Origin of the sequence: Mumia xiangluensis (assembly GCF_010994095.1) — a bacterium.
GTDB lineage: Bacteria > Actinomycetota > Actinomycetes > Propionibacteriales > Nocardioidaceae > Mumia > Mumia xiangluensis.
In genome coordinates this window covers 124,556-144,685 of record NZ_WJYO01000002.1, presented here as the reverse complement: position 1 = coordinate 144,685, position 20,130 = coordinate 124,556, and the positions used below count along the sequence as shown (strand labels likewise).

Genomic DNA, 20,130 nt, shown 5'->3' with positions numbered 1-20,130 from the left:
GGTGCACCATGCGCGAGGACGAGTCGCCGTGGCGGACGACGGAGGCCGACGTCGGGACGCGGGAGTGGTTCGACGAGAGCCCCTTCGCCTCCGAGGATCTGGACACGGTCACGGGGGAGTGGTTCGACGAGCACCCCGTCCAGACGGAGCAACCGCTGACCGTTCCGGAAGCGTGGCCGGAGGCGTGGCCCGAGGCCGTTCCCGAGACGGGGTCGGAGGGCGAGACCTGGGGTCCATCGCGGTGCGCACCGGGTGAGGGCCCGCCGGCAGCGCCGACCGGTCCGCGGCCGCTGCTTCACCGCAGCACCGACGCGAAGCGCTCGCGCAACCCGGCGGTGGGCTACGCCCAGCACCTGCTGAACCGCTTCCTCGAGGCGTGGCGCACCAGCACGCCGTCGTGCACCGACACCAGTCAGGGGACGCGGCAGTACATCGCCTCGTTGCAGCCGCAGCTCAAGGCCCTCGGGCAGGACCCGCTGGTCGTCGACTGCCGCTTCGGACAAGGCACGGAGCTCGCGACCAAGATGTTCCAGGCCTGCCGCGGACTGGTGCGCGACGGGGTGATCGGTCCGAAGACGTGGCCGGAGCTGGAGAAGCTCGCGGTGACTCCGACCCCGACGCCGACGCCGACCCCGACCCCGACGCCGACGCCGACGCCCACACCGACCCCGACGCCCACACCGACCCCCACGCCCACGCCGGCCCCCGCCGTACGGGTCCGCGAGGACGTGTGGACGCTCAGCGCCACGAACGTCTGGCACCCGACGATCCTCTGGTACGCCCGCGCGGTCACGGCGATGAAGGCCCGGGACACCGGGGCGTTCGCCGACCCCCGAGGCTGGCGTCACCTCGCTGAGGCTCACGGGACCTTCATCGCGCGGGGCTCGTGGCCCTCGGGCGCGGTCTGGAACGCGTGCGAGCACGAGAGCTGGCACTTCCTGCCCTGGCACCGGATCTACCTGCACCACTTCGAACGGATCGTCCGCGACGAGATCGTGCGTCTCGGTGGACCGAGCGGCTGGGCACTGCCGTTCTGGAACTACAGCGACGCGAGCCGGCCCGACGTCGCGAAGCTGCCGCCGGCGTTCCGCGCCGCGCGCACGCCCGACAACGTCGACAACCCGCTCGCGGTCGCACTGCGCAGCGACGCGATCAAGCGGGGCGACCCGATGGCGCCACGGGACGTCGCGGTGAGCAGGGCGATGGACCAGACCTCGTTCACCGACCGCTTCCTGCCCGCGTTCGGGGGGCGGACGGCGCCCGTCGGGACCCACGAGAACGGGCCCGGTGGGGGCGCACTGGAAGAGGTCCCGCACGGTCTCGTGCACGTGGCGGTCGGTGGGCGGAATCCGCTGGGCCTGATGTCGCTCTTCGAGACGGCGGCGCAGGACCCGGTGTTCTGGTTGCACCACGCCAACATCGACCGCCTGTGGGAGGTCTGGTTGCGGCAGCCTCGTCGGAACAACCCGCGCGAGAAGCAGTGGCGCGACGCCCACTGGGTGTTCGGAGCAGGGGGGACCACGACGACGCTGAGGACCGAGCAGGTCATCGACCCCCGCCGGCCACCGCTGGGGTACCGCTATTCGGACATGCCCGAGCGTGGCGCGCGCGAGGCCTTCGGCGAACCCACCGGCGAGACCGAGGAGATCGGCGAGGAGGAGACACGCCCACCCGAGCTCGTCGGCGCGTCGAAGGGGCCGGTGCCGATCCGGTCCGGACCCTCCTCGGTGCCGATCGACGTCAGTGCTCCCCGCGGTCCGCTCGCCCGGCTCGTCGACGAGTCGGGGACCGTGCCACCGGGGTCTCGCGTGTTCCTCCGGCTGGAGAACATCACGGCGACCAAGCTCAGTGCCGGCCCGGTGCTCGTCCACATCAACGTGCCGGCCGGCGCCAAGGCAACCGAGTTCCCCGACCGCGAGATCGGGCAGCTGCCGATGTTCGGCGTGATCGAGGCGTCCCGCAAGAGCGACACCCACAGCGGGAGCGGCAAGAACGCGACGTTCGAGATCACCAAGGTCGTCAAGGCCCTCGCTGCCGCCGGCCAGTGGGAGCCGAAGAAGCTCACCGTGGCGTTCACCCCGCTGCCTGACCCGTCAGGCGGGACGGCGGAGGGGGACATCTCGGTCGGGCGCGTGAGCCTCTTCTACGCATGACCAGCACGTCGTTCGTCGTCCGGACGCACTGGTACCACCCCGAGTGGTTCGCGGTGGCGCTCGCGGGGGGCGCCTGGGTGGCGCTGCTCGTGGCAGCGCTCGTCGAGCCGGGGCACCTCCTCGGCTCGGCGCAGGTGCATCCTCCGTCGCACGCGCTGAGCCACGCGGCGGTGATGACGGTGGCGATGATGGTGCCGTTCGTCCTGCCGCAGGTCGCGCACGTCGCGCACAACAGCCTGTGGCAGCGGCGCTACCGGGCGCCGCTGGCGTACCTCGCCGGCTACCTCGGCGTGTGGATCCTGGTCGCGACCGCCTCGATCGTCGCGGGCGGTCTGCTCGTGTCGGCGATCGGGTGGCGTCCGGCGATCGTGGTCGGCTTCGGGGTCGCCGTCGTCGCGTACCTCTCGCCGGGACGGCGTCGCCTCGTCCGCCAGTGCGCCATGACGATGCCGCTGTCTCCGCGAGGGTGGCGGGCCGACCGTGACTGCGCCCTGTACGGCGTCGCGACCGCGCGGCGGTGCGTCGCGACGTGCTGGGTGCTCATGACCGCGGTGATGATCGGCCACGGCCTGATCGTCATGGCGACCGCAACGGTGCTGGGGCTCCTCGAGCGTCGCCGCGGCGGAGACGTCCCGAGGGCCGAGGGCGCTCTCGTGATCGTCGGGCTCGGTCTGCTCGCGCTCGCTCTCTCGTACGGCGTCTCGGCCGGCGCCGGACCAGGGTCACCGGCGGTGCCGCTGGACGGCCACACCCACTGAGCCCGCGTCAGCGGAGGCTCTCGGGCGAGAGCTCGGCCGCGAGGACGGAGGCCTGGTAGGCCGTCAGCGTCACGTCGGGGGTGTCGGGTCGCTCGGGGAAGATCAGTGCGAACGCCGGCTCCCCGGTCTCCGGGTCGACGCTGCGGAGGGTCAGGAACGCCTCCTCGCCGAACGACCGGCACGGCTCGCCGGTCTCGTGGGGGATGGCGCAGAAGCGGACGCAGGTCGGGTACGGCCAGGCCGGGCCAGACGGGCTGGCCGGACGCGGAGCAGCGCGCTTGCCGTACGTGACCCCGCCGGTGGTCGCGTTCGCGGGGTCGTCGCTCATGCGGTCCAGGATGGCGTGCGCAGGGTTCGCGGGTCCAGCGGCATGTCCACGGTGAGGTGGCGTGTCGAAGGTCTGAGGGGTCTGAGGTGCACATCTGAGGGGTCGTGCCCGATGCCTGCACTGCGGGTGGCGTCCGACCGTGGAGAAGTTCCATCCACCACCCACGAAGGACACCATCATGAACACCACCCGTCACCACCGTCGTACCGTCGCAGCCGTTGCTGCCCTGGCCTTCGCGTTCTCGCTCCCTGCGGCGACCGCGCAGGCGCGTCCCGTGCCCGACGACGGCCCGTACGCTGCGACGACCGGCACCACCGAACCCGATCCCGAGAGCGCATACCCGGCGTCGCCGTCGCTCAACGACTCCACGTGTGACGCCAGGCGAATCGGCACGCGTGTGGTCAAGTGCGACCACGTGGCCAGTGCGGCCGAGGCTCCGCCCTGGCTGCCCGAGCAGTGAGACCGTCACCGTCAGCGAGCGGGCGCCGCACCCGGCGTCCGCCGCTTCTCCGCCAGGACTGCGAGCTCGATGCGGTTCCGGGCCCCTGTCTTGCGGAGGATGTTCGAGACGTGCGAGCTCACCGTCTTCTCGCTGATGACGAGCGCGTCTGCGATCTCGGCGTAGGTCCGTCCTGCGACGAGGTAGGTCACAATCTCCCGTTCGCGGGCGGTCAGCCCGGGGAAGGGGGCCTCGGCGGGCGCGCCGTCTGGGTGGCCCATCACCTCGGTGAGGGGGATGTGCGCGCCCACCGCGAGGCGCTCGAGAGCCTCGATGATCGGCACGGCTGCGAGCCGCAGCGCGAGACGGTGCGCGTCGCGCAGAACGGCCGTGGTCTCGCCACCACGCTGTCCGGAGCGCAGAAGCGCCTCGGCCCACCGCCAGCCGGCGTAGGCCTCGTCCCAGCGCAGGCATGCTCGACGTGCGCGGATCGTCGCGACCCGCCACAGCAGGCACGCGTCCGGGCTCGCCGTGGCCCGCGCCAGCTCGGCGCGATAGAGGACCTGGATCGCTTCCGTCTCGGCCACTACCCAGGGCTGCATCTCCCCGATGTCGAGAACGACGTGCCGGTGGGTCGCGGCGAGCTCGGTCACCTTACGGAGGAGGCCGTCGACGTCCTCACCGGCAGCTCGGCGTCGCTCGATGCCGTCGGCGAGTGCCCGCACTGCGAGCGGCAGCAGGTACTCGACCATGTTCGGCGGGAGGCCGTCGAAGTCCATCCCCGCGACGGCGTGAGCGTACGCCGCGTCCGGATCACCGGCCTCCAGCGCGACGATCGCGCGGAGTGCGTCGAACTCGAGCTCGTAGAAGCTCTGCGTGTCGATGACGAGCTCTTCGGCTCGCGCCAGGTGCGACGCTGCTTCGACCGGACGTCCCTGCCGCGCGGCGAGGTGCCCGAGCGTGAGGCGCCCACCGGCGTCCCACATCGGTTGCAGCCGCGTCGCCATGCAGGACCGCAAGATCGCCACGCACCTCTCCCAGTCGCCGGTCCACAGGCGGGCATCGGCCTCGAGGATGTCGAAGAGTGCGATCTCGTGCTGAGGGGCCCCCGCCGCGACGAGGTGCTCGCGGTCACGGGTGATCTGCTCGGCGAACCAGGGAGACCACGCGCCGTCGCTCGCACAGGTCCGGTACTCGGCACTCTTCGCCGCCGACGCCCAGTCGCCCTCGCGCACGCTCGCCGCGACTGCCTCGGCCGCGCAGTCGATCGATGCCGTCGCGTCGCCACCGACGAAGGCGGTGACGCTCTTCGCCGTGAGGGCCATCCCTAGCGCGGCTCCGATCTCGTGGGCGATCGCGACGGCCTCCTCGCTGAGTGCGGCGCTCCTGTCGGGCTTCCAGCCACCGTGCATCGCACTCCATGCCAGGGTCCGAACGAGCGTCGCCGACGGCGGCTGCGAGCGGGCAAGCGCCTCTGCATGCTCCAGAGTGTCGCCGTCGTGGTAGGTGCGACCCGTGAGATGGCGGACGCTGGCACGCCGGACAATGAGATCCGCCACCGCCAATGGGTGGGTCTCCGCGTCGACATGAGCCAGCAGCTCATCGACCAGCGCAAGCTCGGTATCGAGGTCGCCCGACATCTCGGCGGCAGCACGCGCGCGGTGCAGGAGATCGAGCCGTGCGACGGCGGCTCCTGATGCCGGCTCGTGCGCGAGCTCCCGCTCGAGCAGGCGCTGCGCCTCCGACCACATGCCCGCCGACTCTGCGGCCTCTGCCGCGCGCAACGCCCAGATCCGTGCCTCGTCGGCGTCCTGCGCGTGGAAGTAGTGGTCGGCCACGTAGGCGACGCGAGCAGCCTCGGCGGACACTTCGCTCGACGGTGGTCGTGCCTCCCACCACTGCGCGAACGCACGGTGGCGGGCACGGCGCTCGCGCGCAGGGAGCTCAGCCTCGAGAGTCTCCGCGAGCAGCGGGTGGTGGATCCAGAACCGTCTACCGGGGAGCGCGTCGACGACCCCGGCGACGACCGCCTCGGGGATGATTCCGTCCCACCCGAGATCGGGAGCGACCTCGTCGAGCTCGTCGTAGGTCAGCGGGTGACCGCCGACCGCGAGCACCTGGGTTCCGCGCCGCGTGGACGTCGAGAGCGAGGACGATGTCCGCAGGAGCGCGTCGTGCAGCGACCCTGGCATCTCGTCCGGCAGGCTCCGAGCATCGCTCGGGAGTCCGGCCGCGATGAGGCGGGTGAAGTAGGGGTTTCCGCCGGTCCGGGCGTACACCTCGTCGACCAGCGATCCGTGGGGCGTCTCCCCGAGGAGGTTCGTGAGCTGGTCGAGCGTCGACGCCTTGTCCAGCGGCGCGAGCGTGATCTCGTCGACGCGGGGAAGCCGTCGTACGTCGGCGAGCCAGCGTGTGAGCGGGTGCTCGTCGGTGACCGCTCCGGAGCGCACCGTGGCCACGATCGAGAGTCGGCGATGCTCGGGTCCGGCGACGACGTACTGGAGGACGTCTAGCGACGTCTGGTCAGCCCAGTGGAGGTCGTCGAGCACGAGCGCGACCGGGCCCGCCTCCACGAGCCCGTCGAGCCATGCGTCGACGCCGACCAGCGCGTCGGCGACGTCGTGGCCGGTCGGCAGGTCGAGGGGAGGGACGCCGTCGGGGAGCTCGCGGACGAGGGACCGGATCGCGAGCAGCGGCACCGTCAGGTTCGACAGCGGGAGCCCGGCGCCGTACAGCGCGAGCCCATCAGTAAGGGCGGTCGCGGCGGCGCGGACGAGCGCCGTCTTGCCTACCCCGGCCTCACCGTGGACGATCAGCGTGCTCGCACGGCCGGATCCCGCCGTGTCGAGGACGGCGTCGAGCCGCTCCCGTTCGCGTTCGCGTCCGACGAGGACTGGAGGTGCTGGGGGCAATGGGGGCGCCCTGTCCATTTCCGCATCGTGACACGACGGCATCGCGGCGACCTGCAGAGTTTTATCGAATCAACGGAGCCGTGGCTACGTGCCAACGAGAACGGTCAGGTCGACGCGGTTCTTCGCTCCGGTCTTGCGCAGGATGTTCGAGACGTGGGAGCTCACCGTCTTCTCGCTGATGACGAGCGAGGAGGCGATCTCCGCGTAGGTCCGTCCGGCGACGAGGTGGGCGACGATCTCACGCTCGCGCGGAGTCAGCCCGGGGAGGACGTCGTCGTCGACCGGATTCTCGTGATCATCCAGCACCTCCGCCAGGGAGATGTGCGAGCTCGTGGCGAGCCGCTCGAGCGCCGACACGATCGGCGCCGCGCCAAGTCTGGACGCGAGCCGGTACGAGTCCCGCAGGACGGTCGCCGTCTCGAGGCCACGCTGGCCGGAGCGCAACAGTGCCTCAACCCACCGCCACCCGGCGTAGGCCTCGTCCCAGCGCAGGCGCGCTCGGCGCGCACGGATCGTCGCGACGCGCCAGAGTGGTGCCGCGTCGGCGGAGTTCAGCGCACGCGCGATCTCGGCGCGATAGAGCACTTGCAGCGCTTCGACATCGAGCATCCACCAGGGCGTCATCTCGCCGGGCTCGACGATCACGTGCGAGTAGGCGGCGGTGAGCTCGCGGAGTGTGACGAGCACGCCGCCGGAATCGGTTCCGACGGCCCTGTGCCTCTCCATCTGATCGGCCAAGGCGCGGGCCGCCAGCGGGACGAGCCACTCCGCCATCGTCGGCGGCAGTGTGTCCCAGGTCGTCCCGTTGACCGCGTGCGCGTAGGCGGCTTCCGGATCGCCAGCCGCAAGGGCAACGATGGCGCGGACGGCATCGAACTCGAGCGCCGCGAAGTGGGGAGCGTCAGCGATCAGCTCCTCGGCGCGAGCGAGGTGGCCGGCGGCCTCGGGGGGCCGACCTTGCATTGCTGCGAGGCGTGCGAGCGACAACCGCGCGCCCGCGTCCCACATGGGGTGCATCCGCACGGCCATGCAGGAACGCAGAAGGGCCGTGCACGCCTCCCACTCTCCGATGCTGAGACGGGCGTCCGCCTCGACGACGGCGAACGACACGGTCTGATGTATCGGTGCGCCGACCGTCTCGAGAAATGCGCGGTGGCGGGCGACCTCGTCGGCGAACCACGGAGACCAGGCGGTGTCACCGGCAGTCGCACTGAACTCCGCGCTGATCGCGGCTGTCAGCCAGTCCTTTTCCCGTACGGCATGCGTCAAGGCTTCGGAGGCGTAGGAGATGGCCGAAGCGGCATCGTCGCCGAAGAACGCGACCACCGACTTCGCGGCGAGCGCGATCCCGACGGCGTCGTCGCTCTCACGGGCGAGTGCGAGCGCGTCCTCGCTGAGCTGCGCGCTGCGGCTCGCCTCCCAGCGCCCGTTCATCGCCCGCCACGCCATCGAACGGACGAGGGTCGCGGAGGGCGGTCTCGTTCGAGCGAGCTCCTCGGCGTAAGCAAGGGCATCGCCGTCATCGAACTCACGCCCGGTCAGGTAGCGGACGAACCCGCGCCGGATCAGCAGTTCTGCCACCGCCAGCGGGTCCCCTGCGGGATCGATCACGGCGAGCAGCTTCTCGATGAGCTCGAGCTCTGCCTCGATGTCGCCCGAGGCTTCCGCAGCCGCCCGTGCCTGGTGGAGCAGACCGCGCGTGTCGGTGTCAGGGACCTCTCCGGCGGACTCCTCTCGTGCGAGCTCGCGGCGCAGCAGCCGCAACGTCTCGGACCAGGCGCCCGCCCGCGCTGATGCGTCCGCAGCCCGCACCGCCCACGTTCGCGCGGCGACCACGTCCTCAGCACGGAACCAGTGATCGGCGACCAATGCTGCGCGCGCCGCCTCGGCCGCCGGCTCGCCGGACGATGGCCGCACCTGCCACCACCGTGCGAACGCGCGATGGTGCGCCCGACGCTCGCCCGCCGGCATCTCCGACTCGAGAATCTCAGCGATCAGGGGGTGGTGGAACCAGTACGCACCTCCCGGGAGGGCGTCGACAACGCCGGACGCCACCGCCTCGGGAAGCGCGAGGTTCCAGGGCAGCTCGGGGGCCACGTCGGCGAGCGCGTCGTACCCCGCTGCTTGGCCGCCGACGGCCAGTACCTGGGTGCCTCGCCGCGCCGTCGGCGAGAGGGTCGACCAGGTTCGCAGCAGTGCACTGCGAAGCGAGGACGGCATCGTGTCCGGTAGTGCACGGGCGTCGTGCGGGAGTCCGGCGGCGAGGAGCCGCGTGAAGTAGGGGTTGCCTGCGGTGTGGGCATAGACGTCGTCGACCAAGGACAGGTGCGGCGTCCCACCGAGGAGAGCGGCCAGCTGGTCGAGGGTTGCGGGCTTTCCCAGAGGTCCAAGTGGGAGCTCCTCGACACGGGGGAGGCGCCGTACGTCGGCGACCCACCGCGACAGCGGGTGCCTGTCGCCGACCTCTGACGTTCGTACGGTCGCGAGGATTGCCAGCGGCCGGTTCTCCGGGCCCGTCACCACGTAGTGGAGGACGTCGAGCGAGCTCTGGTCCGTCCAGTGCAGGTCGTCCAGGACGAGGACGACCGGTCCGTGTTTCAGCAGGGTGTCCAGCCACTCGTCGAAAGCGACCGGCGCTTCCGAGACGTCCTGGTCGGTGCCCAGATCGAGTCCAGGATGGTGCGCCGGACGGGACCGGACCAGTCCACGCACGGCGAGAAGCGGGACGTTCATGCTGGCGAGCGGGAGCCCCGTCCCGGTGAGAACCGTCGTCCCGCGCGTGCGCGCCGCGAAGGTGTCGACAACGCTGCGCACGAGCGCGGTCTTGCCGATACCTGCGTCGCCGTTGACGAGCATGATGCCGGCCCTCGCCGACGCGGCCGACGACAGCAGCGCATCGAGGCGCCGGCACTCGTCGTCGCGTCCGACGAGGACTGGAGGTGCTGGGGGCGATGGGGCCGCCCTGTCCATTTCCGCATCGTGACACGTCGGCATCGCGGCGCCCTGCAGAGTTTTATCGACTCGTCGCGGGACGAGACACTCCACCGACGCCTCTAGTCGACGGCGCCCTCGCCGGCGATCTCTGCTTCCTGAACACCGTCCTCGGCCGTCTCCGGAGGGCCCACGGTCGCCGCTTCCTCCTCGTCGGTCGCCGTCATGATGGCGACGATGTCGTCGCGGTCGCGAGCCGAGGGGAAGCCCCAGCCGGGCTCGTACCCGTAGACGGCGTCGAGGAGCTGGCCGCGACTGAGGGTGTCGATGATCTCGACGCTGCGAGGTCCGATCAGGGCCGGGTGCTCGACGCCGCACGTCTCCGACACCTTGAGCAGATCGCGGCGCAGCGTCTTCACGTAGTTGGTGACTCGCTCCGCCTTTCCCGCCGGGTCGAGACCGTGCGCCAACCAGGGGTTCTGGGTGGCGACGCCGGTCGGGCACTCACCGGTGTGGCACTTCTGCGCCTGGATGCAGCCGACCGCGAGCATCGCCTCTCGCGCGACGTTGATCAGGTCGGCACCGAGGGCGAACGCCACGACAGCGTTGTCGGGGAGGCCGAGCTTGCCGGAGCCGATGAAGGTGACGCTCTCGTGGAGGCCACGGCGGGCGAAGGTGCCGTAGACGCGGGCGAACCCGAGCCGGAACGGCAGGGAGACCGCGTCGGTGAAGGTGAGCGGTGACGCACCGGTCCCGCCCTCCCCACCATCGATGGTGACGAAATCGACCCCCCGCTCACCGGACTCCATCGCGTCGGCCAGGTCCTCCCAGAACGTCATGTCGCCGACCGCGGACTTGATCCCGACCGGCAGCCCGGTCTCGGTCGCAAGCAGCTCCACGAAGTCGAGCATGGAGTCGACGTCGTCGAACGCGGCGTGGCGCGACGGGCTGAGGCAGTCGACACCGGCGGTCACGCCGCGGGTCTCCGCGATCTCTCTCGACACCTTCGGCCCCGGCAGGACACCGCCGAGGCCCGGTTTAGCACCCTGGCTGAGCTTGATCTCGAGCGCTTTCACCGGCGCCGAGTCGACGAGCTCCTTCAGCGTGCTCAGGCTGAACCGGCCGTCGTCGTCACGGCACCCGAAGTAGGCCGTACCGATCTGGAAGACGAGATCGGCACCCATGCGGTGGTACGGCGAGACAGCCCCTTCACCGGTGTTGTGCAGACACCCGGCCTCTGCCGCGCCGCGGTTGATCGCCTCGATCGCGTTCCCGGACAGCGATCCGAAGCTCATCCCGGAGACGTTGACGACCGACTGGGGTCGGAACGCGTGACGTCGTCCCCGTGGACCGCCGAGGATCTTCGCAGCGGGAAGGCGGGCTTCCTGCCCGACGGCACCATGCGTGGGATAGGTACGCCCGAAGGTGCGGTGGTGGACAATCACGTTCCCGTCGCTGTGCTCGAGGTCGTTGTCCGTGCCGAAGCCGAAGTAGTTGTTCTGCAGCTTCGCCGAGGCGTACACCCAACGGCGCTGGTCCCTGCTGAACGGCCGCTCCTCGTCGTTGCCGGCCACGATGTACTGCCGCAGCTCAGGTCCCAGCGCTTCCAGCCAGAAACGGACGTGACCGATCACGGGGAAGTTGCGCAGGATGGCGTGCCGTCGCTGCACGAGGTCGTGGGCGGCAATGGCGCCGAGCGCCGCCGCCGGGAGTGCCCAGCTCTTCTTCATGCGGACCCGGTACCCCAAGTTCCGCCTGCCCATCGCTCGACCTCCGGGCGTCTTCGTGGTCTGCTGTGAACCATCCGGGCCGGCAGGACGTGGAAGAGGGCGGAGGTGCCATGTCCGAGAGCCCCGACGCCGTGATGCAGCGGCTCCACGATGCTCATGCGGAGGCGCTGTGGCGGTTCTGCCTGCGCCTCACGGGGTACGACCGGGCGCGCGCCGAGGACGTCGTGCAGGAGACGCTGCTCCGGGCGTGGCGGGCGGGTCCGACGCTCGAGCGCTCGGAAGGGTCGCTGCGGGCGTGGTTGTTCACCGTGGCCCGCAACATCGTCATCGACGACTGGCGCGCGCGGAAGGTCCGGGGTGAGATCCCGATGCCGGACGTGCCCGACGCCGGCGAGTCCGACCGTACGGATCAGCTCCTCACCTCGTGGATGGTCGCCGACGCGCTGTCACAGCTGACGGACGAGCACCGGGCCGTGCTCGTAGAGTGCTACTTCCGGGGAGCGTCGGTCGCCGACGCCGCCGTGCGTCTCGGCGTTCCGCCCGGCACCGTGAAGTCACGGACGCACTACGCTCTGCGGGCGCTGCGCCTCGCGCTCGAGGAGAGGGGGGTGACGGCATGAGCTGCCCCTACGAGCACCTTGACGGCGCGTACGTCCTCGGCTCGCTGTCGACCGCCGACCGCCTCGAGTTCGAGAGTCACCTCGCCGGGTGCGCCGCGTGCCGGCAGGCCGTGCAGGAGCTCGCGGGGATCCCCGGCCTGCTGGCCAAGGTGCCGGCGGACGTCTGGGACCCGCCGGCCTCGGACGAGCCGGTGCCGGAGAGCCTGCGGCCGATCGTCGTCGCGCTCGCGGCGCGAGAGCAGCGCCGGCGCCAGTGGGTGAGGGGCGGCATTGCCGCAGCCGCAGCCGTGGCGGTGGTCGTTGCCGGGTTCGCGGTCGGGGCGCGGTGGGAGGCGACGCGCGACGAGCCTGCCGCGCAGACCCCGACGACCAGCCAGCCGACGAGCCCGCCCACCAGCCCGCCGAGCACGGGCAACCCGAGCACCGGTACGCCGATGGTGCCGGTGGCCGAGGAGACCACGATGACGGCGAACCTCGCCATGAGCACCGTCGCGTGGGGGACGAAGCTGGACCTGACCTGCAGCTATCCGCAGCCCTCCGGGCCGTACGCGGGCGAGTACGGCGGGACGCCGACGTACGCGTTGGTGGTGCGCACGCGCGACGGGCAGGAGGAGCACGTGGCGACGTGGCGTGGCGTCGCGGGCAAGACGATGCATCTCACGGCGGCCACCGCCACGGCGCGTGCCGACATCGCGTCAGTGGAGGTCCGCGACGCCGACGGAGCCCCCGTGCTCAGAACCGGGACGTGAGAGGTAGCCCTCCCGTAGCGCGGCGACCACGGCCAGGACCACGGCGAGGACCTCGACGATCGCGGCCACCCACGCGTACCAGCTCCATCCGGTGTTCACGCCGAACAGGCCGACGGTCGCAGAGATCAGGAACGCGCCGAAGGTCGAGAGGCCGAACCCGGCTGTGAGGAACAACGGGATCCAGTGCATCCAGGTCACGAGCAGGATCGCGATGACTACGCCGGCGAACGCGTTCACGAGGAACGCCCCGCCGACCACCCCCTGGTCCTTCACGCCGTCCACCCACAACCACAGATGGACGACGGCGGAGACGAGCACGGCGAGTGCCGCGACGATACGAATCAACATGGCGGGTTCCTTCCCTCGTGGGCGGATCTCTTGAAGGGCTCGAGGCTGAAGGTCTCGAGGAAGGTGTCGCGGAAGCGGTCCATCCGCCACGCGGGCGCGTCGGGAGCGGGGCGCAGGCCCGGACGCCAACCCCACCCGGCGACGGCGCGCAGCACCGCAGGATCCTGCGCGATCACCGAGACCGGGACGTCGCGGCCGGCGTCGCGACCGCTCACGTAGCGGTGGGGCTGGTGGTCTCCGAGCGCAACGACGACCAGATCGGGATCGGAGAAGTGCTGCAGGTACGACACGAGTGCCTGCCAGGTGTAGACGATCGATCGGCCGTACAGCGACCGGATCCGGTCGGGGTCCCGGAACGCCTCGTCGGGGGAGAGCCCCTGCGCCGGCATGTCGTCGAAGACCGAGCCGTCGCCGACGTCGTCCCAGTCGACGAGACGGGGGAGCGGCGTCCACGGGTGGTGGCTGGAGACGAGGTCGACCTCGGCCATCACCGGACGCCGGTCGGCGTCGGCGAGCTCGAGGCGGTGCAGCGCGGCGAGCACGTACTGGTCGGGCATCGTCGCGTAGCTGAACTCCGGCCCGCGGTAGCCCACGTCGCCGGCATCGTACGCCTGGTCGACGCCGTAGAAGCGGGTGCCCTGAGGCCACGGCCGCGTGTTCGCCGGCACGTCGAGCACGGTGCGCCACCCCGCGCGACGGAAGGCTGAGCTCAGGGTGAGACGGTGCGCGCTGAGCAGCTGGTCGTGGCGTTGCTGGCTGTCGACCCAGAGCCCTGACTGCAGGGTGGCGTGCGCGAGCCAGCTCGCACCACCGAAGGTCGGCGAGGTCAGGTACGCGCTGCGCGTCGCGTACCCGGATGCCGTCAGGCTCCGCGTGCCCTGGTCCAGCGCCGTTGCCACCGCCGGCGAGAAGCTGGAGCCCTCGACGGCGACCCTGCCGTAGCTCTCGATGAAGACGAGCAGCACGTCCTTGCCCCGCAGCGCACCCAGCAGCCCGGCCGGCGCGACGTCCGCGTACGGGTCGCAGCGGATCTCACGCCCGAACGCCTTGCGGTCCTCGAGGTCGGCGCGCAGGCGCGTCACCTGTCCGTACGCGGCGGTGGTCGTCGAGGCGGTGGCGACCTCGGGACCTCCCGGGACTCGCGCACCCGTGGCGGCCGCGCCCGCCCAGAGCAGCGTCAGGGCGCCGGCGACCCCGAGCGCGAGCCCGCGCCGTCCGCGAGCCGCGCGGGTCAGCCGGAGGAGGCTCCACGGCAGGGCGACCGCGATCGCGGCGACCATCAGCACGAGCCCGACGACGGCGCCGACCGCGGCGGTCCTGCCCACCGAGTCGACGAGCACCCCGAACCCCGGCCCCAGGTAGTAGCCGTCGTTGAGCAGGTCGAAGGGGCGGTCGAACACACCTCGGAACACGGCCTCCAGGACCTTGAGCAGGACCACGACGGCGATCACGAGGCCGGCAGCGACCGCGGCGACCCGAGCGGCCCGCGGCGGCGCCAGCACGGCGAGCGCCAGCAGGAGCGCCCCCTCCAGCGGGACGCTCAGCACGCTGGCGGCGGAGAGGTCGGTCGCGCGGTCGGGGAGGACGAGCGCCACCCAGACCACGAGGGCTGCGGCGGCCGTGGCTGCGGGGGCGACGGCTGGCACCCGGTGTGAGCGTGCAGTACGACGGTGGTCGCGGTGGCGGGACAGCCACCGCACCTGCCAGGCGAAGGACTCGATGAGAAGAGCCAGTGCGCCCGCCAGCGCGACGAGCTCCACCGGCCGGGGCAGGACTCCTGCGGCGACGACCGTGAGGACCACGCCCTGGACGGCTGCGACGACCTTCGCCCACGGGCGTACAGGGGTGGGTTCGCGCAACCACGGGACGAGGACGGCCGCGACGAGCAGCAGGTACCGTGCGGCTCCGATCAGCAGGACCCAGGCAGCGGCCCACCCCAGTGACCGGACCACGACCACGCTCAGCACGAGGACGAGGAGCGCGTCGACCTCCATGTCGAACCGGGCGCCGAGGGTGCTCACCGTGCCCGTACGGCGTGCGACCCACCCGTCGACGAGATCGAGCGCGAGTGCGAGGGACGCGAGGCTGACGAGTACGACGAGGGCGGGACCGTCCAGGCTCGTGCCGGCTGCGAGGGCCGCCACCGCCACGGTGAGCGCCGAGCGGAAGAGCGTGACCGCGTTCGCAGGTCCGAACCGCCGTGCTCCTGCTCGCGCGAGCGCACCGCTCAGCAGCGCTGCGACCCCGGCCGACACCAGCAGGCCGACGACCCAGCCGACCTCGCGGAGCCCGACCCACAGGTCGAGCAGCACGAGCATCAGCAGCGATCCGATCAGGCCGGCGACCGGCCAGCGTTGAACCTTCGGCACGGCTCCTCCGTGTTCCTCGGTACGAGTGCAGAAACGGTCGCGGAGACCGATCGGTTCAATCAGGCCGGAGGACGTGTCGGGTGGTCGAGCAGGCGCAGGCGTTCTGGGTGCGGGAGCCCGGGGTCGGGGAGCTCCGCGACGTCCGCCTGGGCGATCCACGGTCGGACGAGGTCCTGGTGCGCACGCTCAGCTCGGGGATCAGCAGGGGGACCGAGGCGCTCGTCTTCAGCGGCCGGGTCCCGCCCGACCAGTACGCAGCCATGCGCGCGCCCTTCCAGGAGGGCGACCTGCCCGGTCCGGTCAAGTACGGCTACCTGAACGTCGGCGTCGTCGAGCGCGGGCCCGACGCCCTGCGGGGGAGGACCGTCTTCTGCCTCTACCCGCACCAGACCGCGTACGTCGCTCCCGCCGAGGCCGTCGTCGAGGTTCCCGCGGGCGTGCCGGCGCGGCGGGCGGTGCTGGCCGGGACGGTCGAGACGGCGGTGAACGCGCTCTGGGACGCAGCGCCGCTCGTCGGCGACCGGGTCGCTGTCGTGGGGGCCGGGATGGTCGGGTGCTGCGTCGCGCGGCTGCTGGCGCGCATCCCGGGGGTGGAGGTCACGCTCGTCGACCCCGTCGCTGCTCGGGCGACGACGGCGGCCGCGCTCGGCGTCGGGTTCGCCGCACCCGAGGAGGCCGTCGGCGCGTGCGACCTCGTCCTCCACGCGAGCGCAACGGCCACCGGGCTCCAGCACGCCCTCGACCTCCTCGCGACCGACGGCACCGTCGTCGACCTGAGCTGGTACGGCGACACGCCCGTCGAGCTGCGCCTCGGTGGCGCCTTCCACTCCCGACGGCTGAGCATCCGCTCGAGCCAGGTCGGGACGCTCTCACCCGCGCGCGCCCACCGGCGTACGACGCGGGATCGGCTCCGCCTCGCCCTCGAGCTGCTGCACGACGACGCGTTCGACGTGCTGCTGACCGGTCGGTCACGGTTCGAGGACCTGCCGGTGACGATGGCGCGCCTGGTCTCCGGGACAGGCGCGCCCTTGTGCCACGTGGTCGACTACGGCCCCGTCGGACAGCCGAGCGGTGGTGCGCCGTGTTCGCCGTGACGGTGAGCGATCACGTCATGGTCGCCCACAGCCTGCGCGGAACGCTCTTCGGTCCCGCGCAACGGCTGCACGGCGCGACCTACGTCGTCGAGGCGACGTTCCGCGCCGCGACCCTCGACGACGACGGGGTGGTCGTGGACCTCGGCCGCGCCGCCGAGGTCCTGCACGCCGAGCTCGAGTCGCTGAACTACCGGAACCTGGACGACGATCCGACGCTGGCCGGCGCCAACACCACGACGGAAGTGCTCGCGCGACTGGTCGCCGACCGGCTCGCCGAACGTGTCGCCGACGGCGCGCTCGGCCGCCCCGAGGCCGACCTCGACGGGCTGGTCGTGACGTTGCGGGAGTCGCCCACGGCGTGGGCGTCGTACGAGCGAGGGCTGGACGGGTCATGACCGTCGTCCACCTCGTCGTCCCTGACACTCTCGTCGACCCCCGACGGCCGAGCGGGGGGAGCGTGTACGACCGTCGGGTCGCGGACGCGCTCCGTGCCGGTGGATGGACCGTGCACGAGCACGCCGTACGGGGCGACGTCGGTCGGGACTCGCTCACCGAGGTCCTCGCACCGCTCGTGCGCGGGAGCCTCGTGGTCGTCGACGGGCTCCTCACGCGTGGCGCAGGCGTTGCGATCGAGGCCCATGCCGGGCGCCTGCACCTGGTCGTCCTGCTGCACGAGCCGGTCGGGCCCGACCCCGACGAGCGCACGGTGCTCGAGGCCGCCGCTGCCGTGGTGACGACGAGCCGGTGGACGGCGGACCGGGTCGCCAGCTCGTACGGCCTCGACCGACGGCGCCTCCACGTGGCGCGCCCGGGAGTCGACGAGTCGCCCGCGCACGAGGGGACCGAGGCAGGTCGCCACCTCCTGTGCGTCGGCGTGGTGTCGCCGGCCAAGGGGCAGAGCCGGCTCGTCGAGGCGTTGGCGAGCCTGACCGACCTGACGTGGGACTGCCGCGTCGTCGGCTCCCGGTACGTGGAGCCGTCGTACGCCCGCGCCACGATGCTCCACGCCCGGCGCGTGGGGCTCGGCGACCGGCTGACGTGGACCGGACCGCTGGTGGGGGATCGGCTCGATGCCGAGTACGCCGCCGCCGACCTGCTCGTCCTCCCCTCGCTGGCCGAGACGTACGGGATGGTGGTCACGGAGGCTCTCGCGCACGCCGTCCCCGTGGTCGCGTCCGCCGTCGGCGGTGTCGCCGAGGCGCTCGGGCGTACGCCGGACGGAGCCGTTCCGGGGCTGCTCGTCGGCACGGCGGACCCCGCCGCGCTCGCTCAGGCGCTGCGGCGCTGGCTCACCGACCCGGGGGTGCGTACGGTCCTGCGCAGGCGCGCACGGGAACGGCGCACGACGCTCTCCGGGTGGGACACGACCGCGGAGACCGTCGCCGGCGTCCTCGACGGCATACGGCACCACAGGGCGGTGGCGACGTGACGCGCGCGGTGCGCATCCTCGCGCCGGTCGGTGTTCTCGCCGTCCTCGTCCTCACCCTGGGCACGCAGCCCGTGGTCGACGGCTTCCGCGCGACGACGCAGTCGTCCGGGGCACCCGCCGGCGTGGTTGCCGCGCTCGTGCTCACGGCGCTGAGCACGCTGTGCGCCGCCCGGCGCTGGCAGGTCGTCTCGGCCGAGCTCGGCGCCCCCATCGGGCTCGGTGACGCCGTGCGCGCGTACTACCGCTCGCAGCTCCTCAACGTCACGCTCCCGCTCGGCGTCGCGGGGGACGTGCACCGTGGGGTGGTCCACGGGCGCGACACCGACGACACCGCTCGCGGCCTGCGCACGGTCGCCTGGGAGCGACTGGCGGGTCAGACCGTGTGCGTCGTCGTCGCGGCAGGGGTGCTCCTCTCCGTCCCGTCGCCGCTGCGGTCCGCGACCGGCGCCGTCCTCACGTCCCTCCTCGTCACCGTCGCGGTGGTGCTCGTGGTGGCGATCGCGGCCGGGGCCGCGCTGCCCGCTGCCTGGCGCGACGTCCTCACCGGCGACGTACGCCGGGTCCTGCGGCGCCGGTGGTGCACCGCGCAGCTCGTCGGGCTGTCGATCCTCGCGTTCTGCGGACACGTCGCCGTCTTCCTCGTCGCGGTCCGGGTCGCGGCTCCGGCCCTCGATCTCGTCGCCGCGCTTCCGGCTGCCCTTCTCGTTCTGCTCGCCGCCTCCGTGCCGATGAGCATCGCGGGCTGGGGACCGCGCGAGGGCGCGGCCGCCTGGGCCTTCGCGGCGGGCGGACTGGGCGCGCACCAGGGGCTCGAGGTCTCCGTGGTGTACGGGCTGCTGGCCCTCCTCGCCACGGCACCCGGAGTGGCCGTCCTCCTGCTCGACGCGCGCGGGCGGATCCGCGCGCACGCCCCATCTCCGATGACGGGAGCCGCCGATGCCTGACCTGCCCTACACGATCCTGTCGTGCGCCATCACCCTCGACGGCTATCTCGACGACACCAGCGACCGGCCGCTGCACCTCTCGGGACCAGCGGACCTGGATCGTGTCGACGGCGTCAGAGCCGACAGCGACGCGATCCTCGTCGGCGCGGCGACCGTGCGCAACGACGACCCACGACTGCTCGTCCGCGCGCCTGCGAGGGTCGTGGGGCGGCGGCGGCGAGGGGCCACCGACTCGCCGGTGAAGGTCACCGTGAGCGAGCACGTCACGATCGACCGCGCCAGCGCGTTCTTCACCGCCGGGGACGTCGAGAAGCTCGTCTACTGCCCGAGCGCCCACGTCGACGAGGGCCGGCTGGCGTTCGGTGACCTCGCCACGGTCGTCGACGGGGGCGAGCCGGTCACGATGCGCCGCGTCGCCGAGGACCTCTACCGGCGGGGGGTGCGGCGCCTGATGGTCGAGGGCGGGGCGACCGTCCACACGCAGTTCCTCACCGAAGGTCTCGCCGACGAGCTCCAGCTGGTCGTCGCGCCGTTCTTCCTCGGTGACCGACGGGCGCGGCGGTGGGTGGACGACGGCCAGTACCGGTGGTGCCACGATCACCGTGCTCGACCGGTCGAGACGAGGACGCTCGACGACGTCGTGCTCGTCCGCTACGCGTTGTCCGAGCGCTGCGAGGCGGCGTGAGCACCGCGGCTGCGCCCGCAACCGTACGGGCGCGCGTACCGGTCCCGCTCTCGCTCGCGGGCGGCGCGACCGCGCTCGGGCAGGTGGTGACGTTCGACGGCCTCGTCGACGGGCGCGAACATCTCGCTGTCGAGCTGGGAGACCCCGGCCGCGAGCCGCCCCTCGTACGCGTGCACAGCGAGTGCCTGACCGGTGACGTGCTCGGGAGCGAGCGGTGCGACTGCGGTCCCCAGCTCGCGGAGTCGCTCGCGCGGATCTCCTCGGCCGGGGGAGTGCTGCTCTATCTGCGGCAGGAGGGGAGAGGGATCGGGCTGTACGCGAAGCTCGACGCCTACCTCCTGCAGGACACCGGCCTCGACACGTTCGACGCGAACGTCGCACTCGGCTTCGGGGCCGACGAGCGCGACTACACCGTCGCCGCGCAGATGCTCGCCGCACTCGGACGTACGTCCGTGCGTCTACTGACCAACAACCCGGACAAGGCGGGCCAGCTCGCACGCCTGGGCATCGACGTGGTCGCGTGCGTCCCGACAGGCGTGCACCGGCGAGACGCGAACGTCCGCTACCTCGAGGCCAAGGTCCGTCGCGCCGCGCACACGATCGAGGTCGCGGGCTGAGCGGCCGCCCGTTCAGTAGCCTCC

17 protein-coding genes are annotated in these 20,130 nt (G+C 72.0%); 11 read left to right on the top strand and 6 right to left on the bottom strand.

The window, feature by feature from the left end; genetic code table 11:
* The first annotated feature begins 8 nt into the window (after window positions 1–8).
* Window positions 9–2,153, top strand: coding sequence for a tyrosinase family protein (locus GH747_RS06850; protein ID WP_149768849.1), 2,145 nt, complete (start codon window positions 9–11; stop codon window positions 2,151–2,153).
* The gene (locus tag GH747_RS06845) at window positions 2,150–2,911 is read left to right on the top strand and encodes a copper chaperone (protein ID WP_149768848.1); all 762 of its coding nucleotides are present in this window, start codon (window positions 2,150–2,152) and stop codon (window positions 2,909–2,911) included. Before GH747_RS06850 ends, GH747_RS06845 begins: the two co-directional genes overlap by 4 nt.
* A 7-nt stretch (window positions 2,912–2,918) precedes the next feature.
* On the opposite strand, the gene GH747_RS06840 is transcribed toward GH747_RS06845, so the two are convergent.
* Window positions 2,919–3,239: a hypothetical protein gene (locus GH747_RS06840; protein WP_149768847.1), complete on the bottom strand. Its 321-nt coding sequence runs from the start codon at window positions 3,237–3,239 to the stop codon at window positions 2,919–2,921.
* Between the two features lie 178 nt (window positions 3,240–3,417).
* Here GH747_RS06840 and GH747_RS06835 point away from each other — a divergent pair, with 178 nt between their 5' ends.
* Window positions 3,418–3,699 carry a hypothetical protein gene (locus tag GH747_RS06835; protein ID WP_149768846.1) on the top strand — a complete coding sequence of 94 codons (282 nt, stop codon included), beginning with the start codon at window positions 3,418–3,420 and terminating at the stop codon, window positions 3,697–3,699.
* Between the two features lie 11 nt (window positions 3,700–3,710).
* Here the strand turns inward: GH747_RS06835 and GH747_RS22410 are convergent, their stop codons facing one another.
* The 3 genes from GH747_RS22410 to GH747_RS06820 all read right to left on the bottom strand — a co-directional run bounded on the left by GH747_RS22410 (window position 3,711) and on the right by GH747_RS06820 (window position 11,251).
* Window positions 3,711–6,608 carry a helix-turn-helix transcriptional regulator gene (locus GH747_RS22410; RefSeq protein WP_163695361.1) on the bottom strand — a complete coding sequence of 966 codons (2,898 nt, stop codon included), beginning with the start codon at window positions 6,606–6,608 and terminating at the stop codon, window positions 3,711–3,713.
* 66 nt (window positions 6,609–6,674) lie between these two features.
* Window positions 6,675–9,560 carry a helix-turn-helix transcriptional regulator gene (locus GH747_RS22405; protein ID WP_163695358.1) on the bottom strand — a complete coding sequence of 962 codons (2,886 nt, stop codon included), beginning with the start codon at window positions 9,558–9,560 and terminating at the stop codon, window positions 6,675–6,677.
* An 83-nt stretch (window positions 9,561–9,643) separates the two neighbouring features.
* Window positions 9,644–11,251 (bottom strand): FMN-binding glutamate synthase family protein, encoded by a 1,608-nt coding sequence (locus tag GH747_RS06820; RefSeq protein ID WP_149768843.1) that lies wholly within the window; start codon window positions 11,249–11,251, stop codon window positions 9,644–9,646.
* A 110-nt stretch (window positions 11,252–11,361) separates the two neighbouring features.
* On the opposite strand from GH747_RS06820, the gene GH747_RS06815 reads away from it, so the two are divergent.
* The gene (locus GH747_RS06815) at window positions 11,362–11,871 is read left to right on the top strand and encodes a sigma-70 family RNA polymerase sigma factor (RefSeq protein ID WP_149768842.1); all 510 of its coding nucleotides are present in this window, start codon (window positions 11,362–11,364) and stop codon (window positions 11,869–11,871) included.
* Window positions 11,868–12,620 (top strand): anti-sigma factor family protein, encoded by a 753-nt coding sequence (locus tag GH747_RS06810; protein ID WP_149768841.1) that lies wholly within the window; start codon window positions 11,868–11,870, stop codon window positions 12,618–12,620. The genes GH747_RS06815 and GH747_RS06810 overlap by 4 nt, the downstream gene beginning before the upstream one ends.
* On the opposite strand, the gene GH747_RS06805 is transcribed toward GH747_RS06810, so the two are convergent.
* Both GH747_RS06805 and GH747_RS06800 read right to left on the bottom strand, forming a co-directional pair.
* Entirely contained in the window at window positions 12,567–12,968 is a 402-nt protein-coding gene (locus tag GH747_RS06805; protein ID WP_149768840.1) for a hypothetical protein, read from the bottom strand. The genes GH747_RS06810 and GH747_RS06805 overlap by 54 nt on opposite strands.
* Complete coding sequence (locus tag GH747_RS06800; RefSeq protein WP_205602835.1) at window positions 12,962–15,337, bottom strand: CDP-alcohol phosphatidyltransferase family protein; 2,376 nt, start codon at window positions 15,335–15,337, stop codon at window positions 12,962–12,964. Before GH747_RS06800 ends, GH747_RS06805 begins: the two co-directional genes overlap by 7 nt.
* 80 nt (window positions 15,338–15,417) lie before the next feature.
* Between GH747_RS06800 and GH747_RS06795 the strand changes: the two genes are divergently transcribed.
* Genes GH747_RS06795 through GH747_RS06770 form a run of 6 tightly spaced genes read left to right on the top strand, consistent with a single transcriptional unit; the run spans window position 15,418 to window position 20,106 of the window.
* Entirely contained in the window at window positions 15,418–16,431 is a 1,014-nt protein-coding gene (locus tag GH747_RS06795) for a zinc-dependent alcohol dehydrogenase (RefSeq protein WP_149768839.1), read from the top strand.
* A 2-nt stretch (window positions 16,432–16,433) separates the two neighbouring features.
* The gene (locus GH747_RS06790) at window positions 16,434–16,826 is read left to right on the top strand and encodes a 6-pyruvoyl trahydropterin synthase family protein (protein WP_240466120.1); all 393 of its coding nucleotides are present in this window, start codon (window positions 16,434–16,436) and stop codon (window positions 16,824–16,826) included.
* Window positions 16,823–17,860, top strand: a complete 1,038-nt coding sequence (locus GH747_RS06785) for a glycosyltransferase family 4 protein (RefSeq protein WP_149768837.1) — start codon at window positions 16,823–16,825, stop codon at window positions 17,858–17,860. The genes GH747_RS06790 and GH747_RS06785 overlap by 4 nt, the downstream gene beginning before the upstream one ends.
* The gene (locus tag GH747_RS06780; protein WP_228552811.1) at window positions 17,857–18,804 is read left to right on the top strand and encodes a lysylphosphatidylglycerol synthase transmembrane domain-containing protein; all 948 of its coding nucleotides are present in this window, start codon (window positions 17,857–17,859) and stop codon (window positions 18,802–18,804) included. The genes GH747_RS06785 and GH747_RS06780 overlap by 4 nt, the downstream gene beginning before the upstream one ends.
* Window positions 18,797–19,489, top strand: coding sequence for a RibD family protein (locus GH747_RS06775; RefSeq protein ID WP_149768836.1), 693 nt, complete (start codon window positions 18,797–18,799; stop codon window positions 19,487–19,489). Before GH747_RS06780 ends, GH747_RS06775 begins: the two co-directional genes overlap by 8 nt.
* The gene (locus GH747_RS06770; RefSeq protein WP_149768835.1) at window positions 19,486–20,106 is read left to right on the top strand and encodes a GTP cyclohydrolase II; all 621 of its coding nucleotides are present in this window, start codon (window positions 19,486–19,488) and stop codon (window positions 20,104–20,106) included. Before GH747_RS06775 ends, GH747_RS06770 begins: the two co-directional genes overlap by 4 nt.
* The last annotated feature ends 24 nt before the right edge of the window (window positions 20,107–20,130 follow it).

What these genes read in the sequence shown, in the direction of transcription:
- GH747_RS06810 (WP_149768841.1), top strand. Translation starts at nt 11,868, where the DNA reads ATGAGCTGCCCCTACGAGCACCTTGACGGCGCGTACGTCCTCGGCTCG.
- GH747_RS22405 (WP_163695358.1), bottom strand. Translation starts at nt 9,560, where the DNA reads ATGGACAGGGCGGCCCCATCGCCCCCAGCACCTCCAGTCCTCGTCGGA.
- GH747_RS06845 (WP_149768848.1), top strand. Translation starts at nt 2,150, where the DNA reads ATGACCAGCACGTCGTTCGTCGTCCGGACGCACTGGTACCACCCCGAG.
- GH747_RS06805 (WP_149768840.1), bottom strand. Translation starts at nt 12,968, where the DNA reads ATGTTGATTCGTATCGTCGCGGCACTCGCCGTGCTCGTCTCCGCCGTC.
- GH747_RS06815 (WP_149768842.1), top strand. Translation starts at nt 11,362, where the DNA reads ATGTCCGAGAGCCCCGACGCCGTGATGCAGCGGCTCCACGATGCTCAT.
- GH747_RS06850 (WP_149768849.1), top strand. Translation starts at nt 9, where the DNA reads ATGCGCGAGGACGAGTCGCCGTGGCGGACGACGGAGGCCGACGTCGGG.
- GH747_RS06835 (WP_149768846.1), top strand. Translation starts at nt 3,418, where the DNA reads ATGAACACCACCCGTCACCACCGTCGTACCGTCGCAGCCGTTGCTGCC.
- GH747_RS06840 (WP_149768847.1), bottom strand. Translation starts at nt 3,239, where the DNA reads ATGAGCGACGACCCCGCGAACGCGACCACCGGCGGGGTCACGTACGGC.
- GH747_RS22410 (WP_163695361.1), bottom strand. Translation starts at nt 6,608, where the DNA reads ATGGACAGGGCGCCCCCATTGCCCCCAGCACCTCCAGTCCTCGTCGGA.
- GH747_RS06775 (WP_149768836.1), top strand. Translation starts at nt 18,797, where the DNA reads ATGCCTGACCTGCCCTACACGATCCTGTCGTGCGCCATCACCCTCGAC.
- GH747_RS06785 (WP_149768837.1), top strand. Translation starts at nt 16,823, where the DNA reads ATGACCGTCGTCCACCTCGTCGTCCCTGACACTCTCGTCGACCCCCGA.
- GH747_RS06820 (WP_149768843.1), bottom strand. Translation starts at nt 11,251, where the DNA reads ATGAAGAAGAGCTGGGCACTCCCGGCGGCGGCGCTCGGCGCCATTGCC.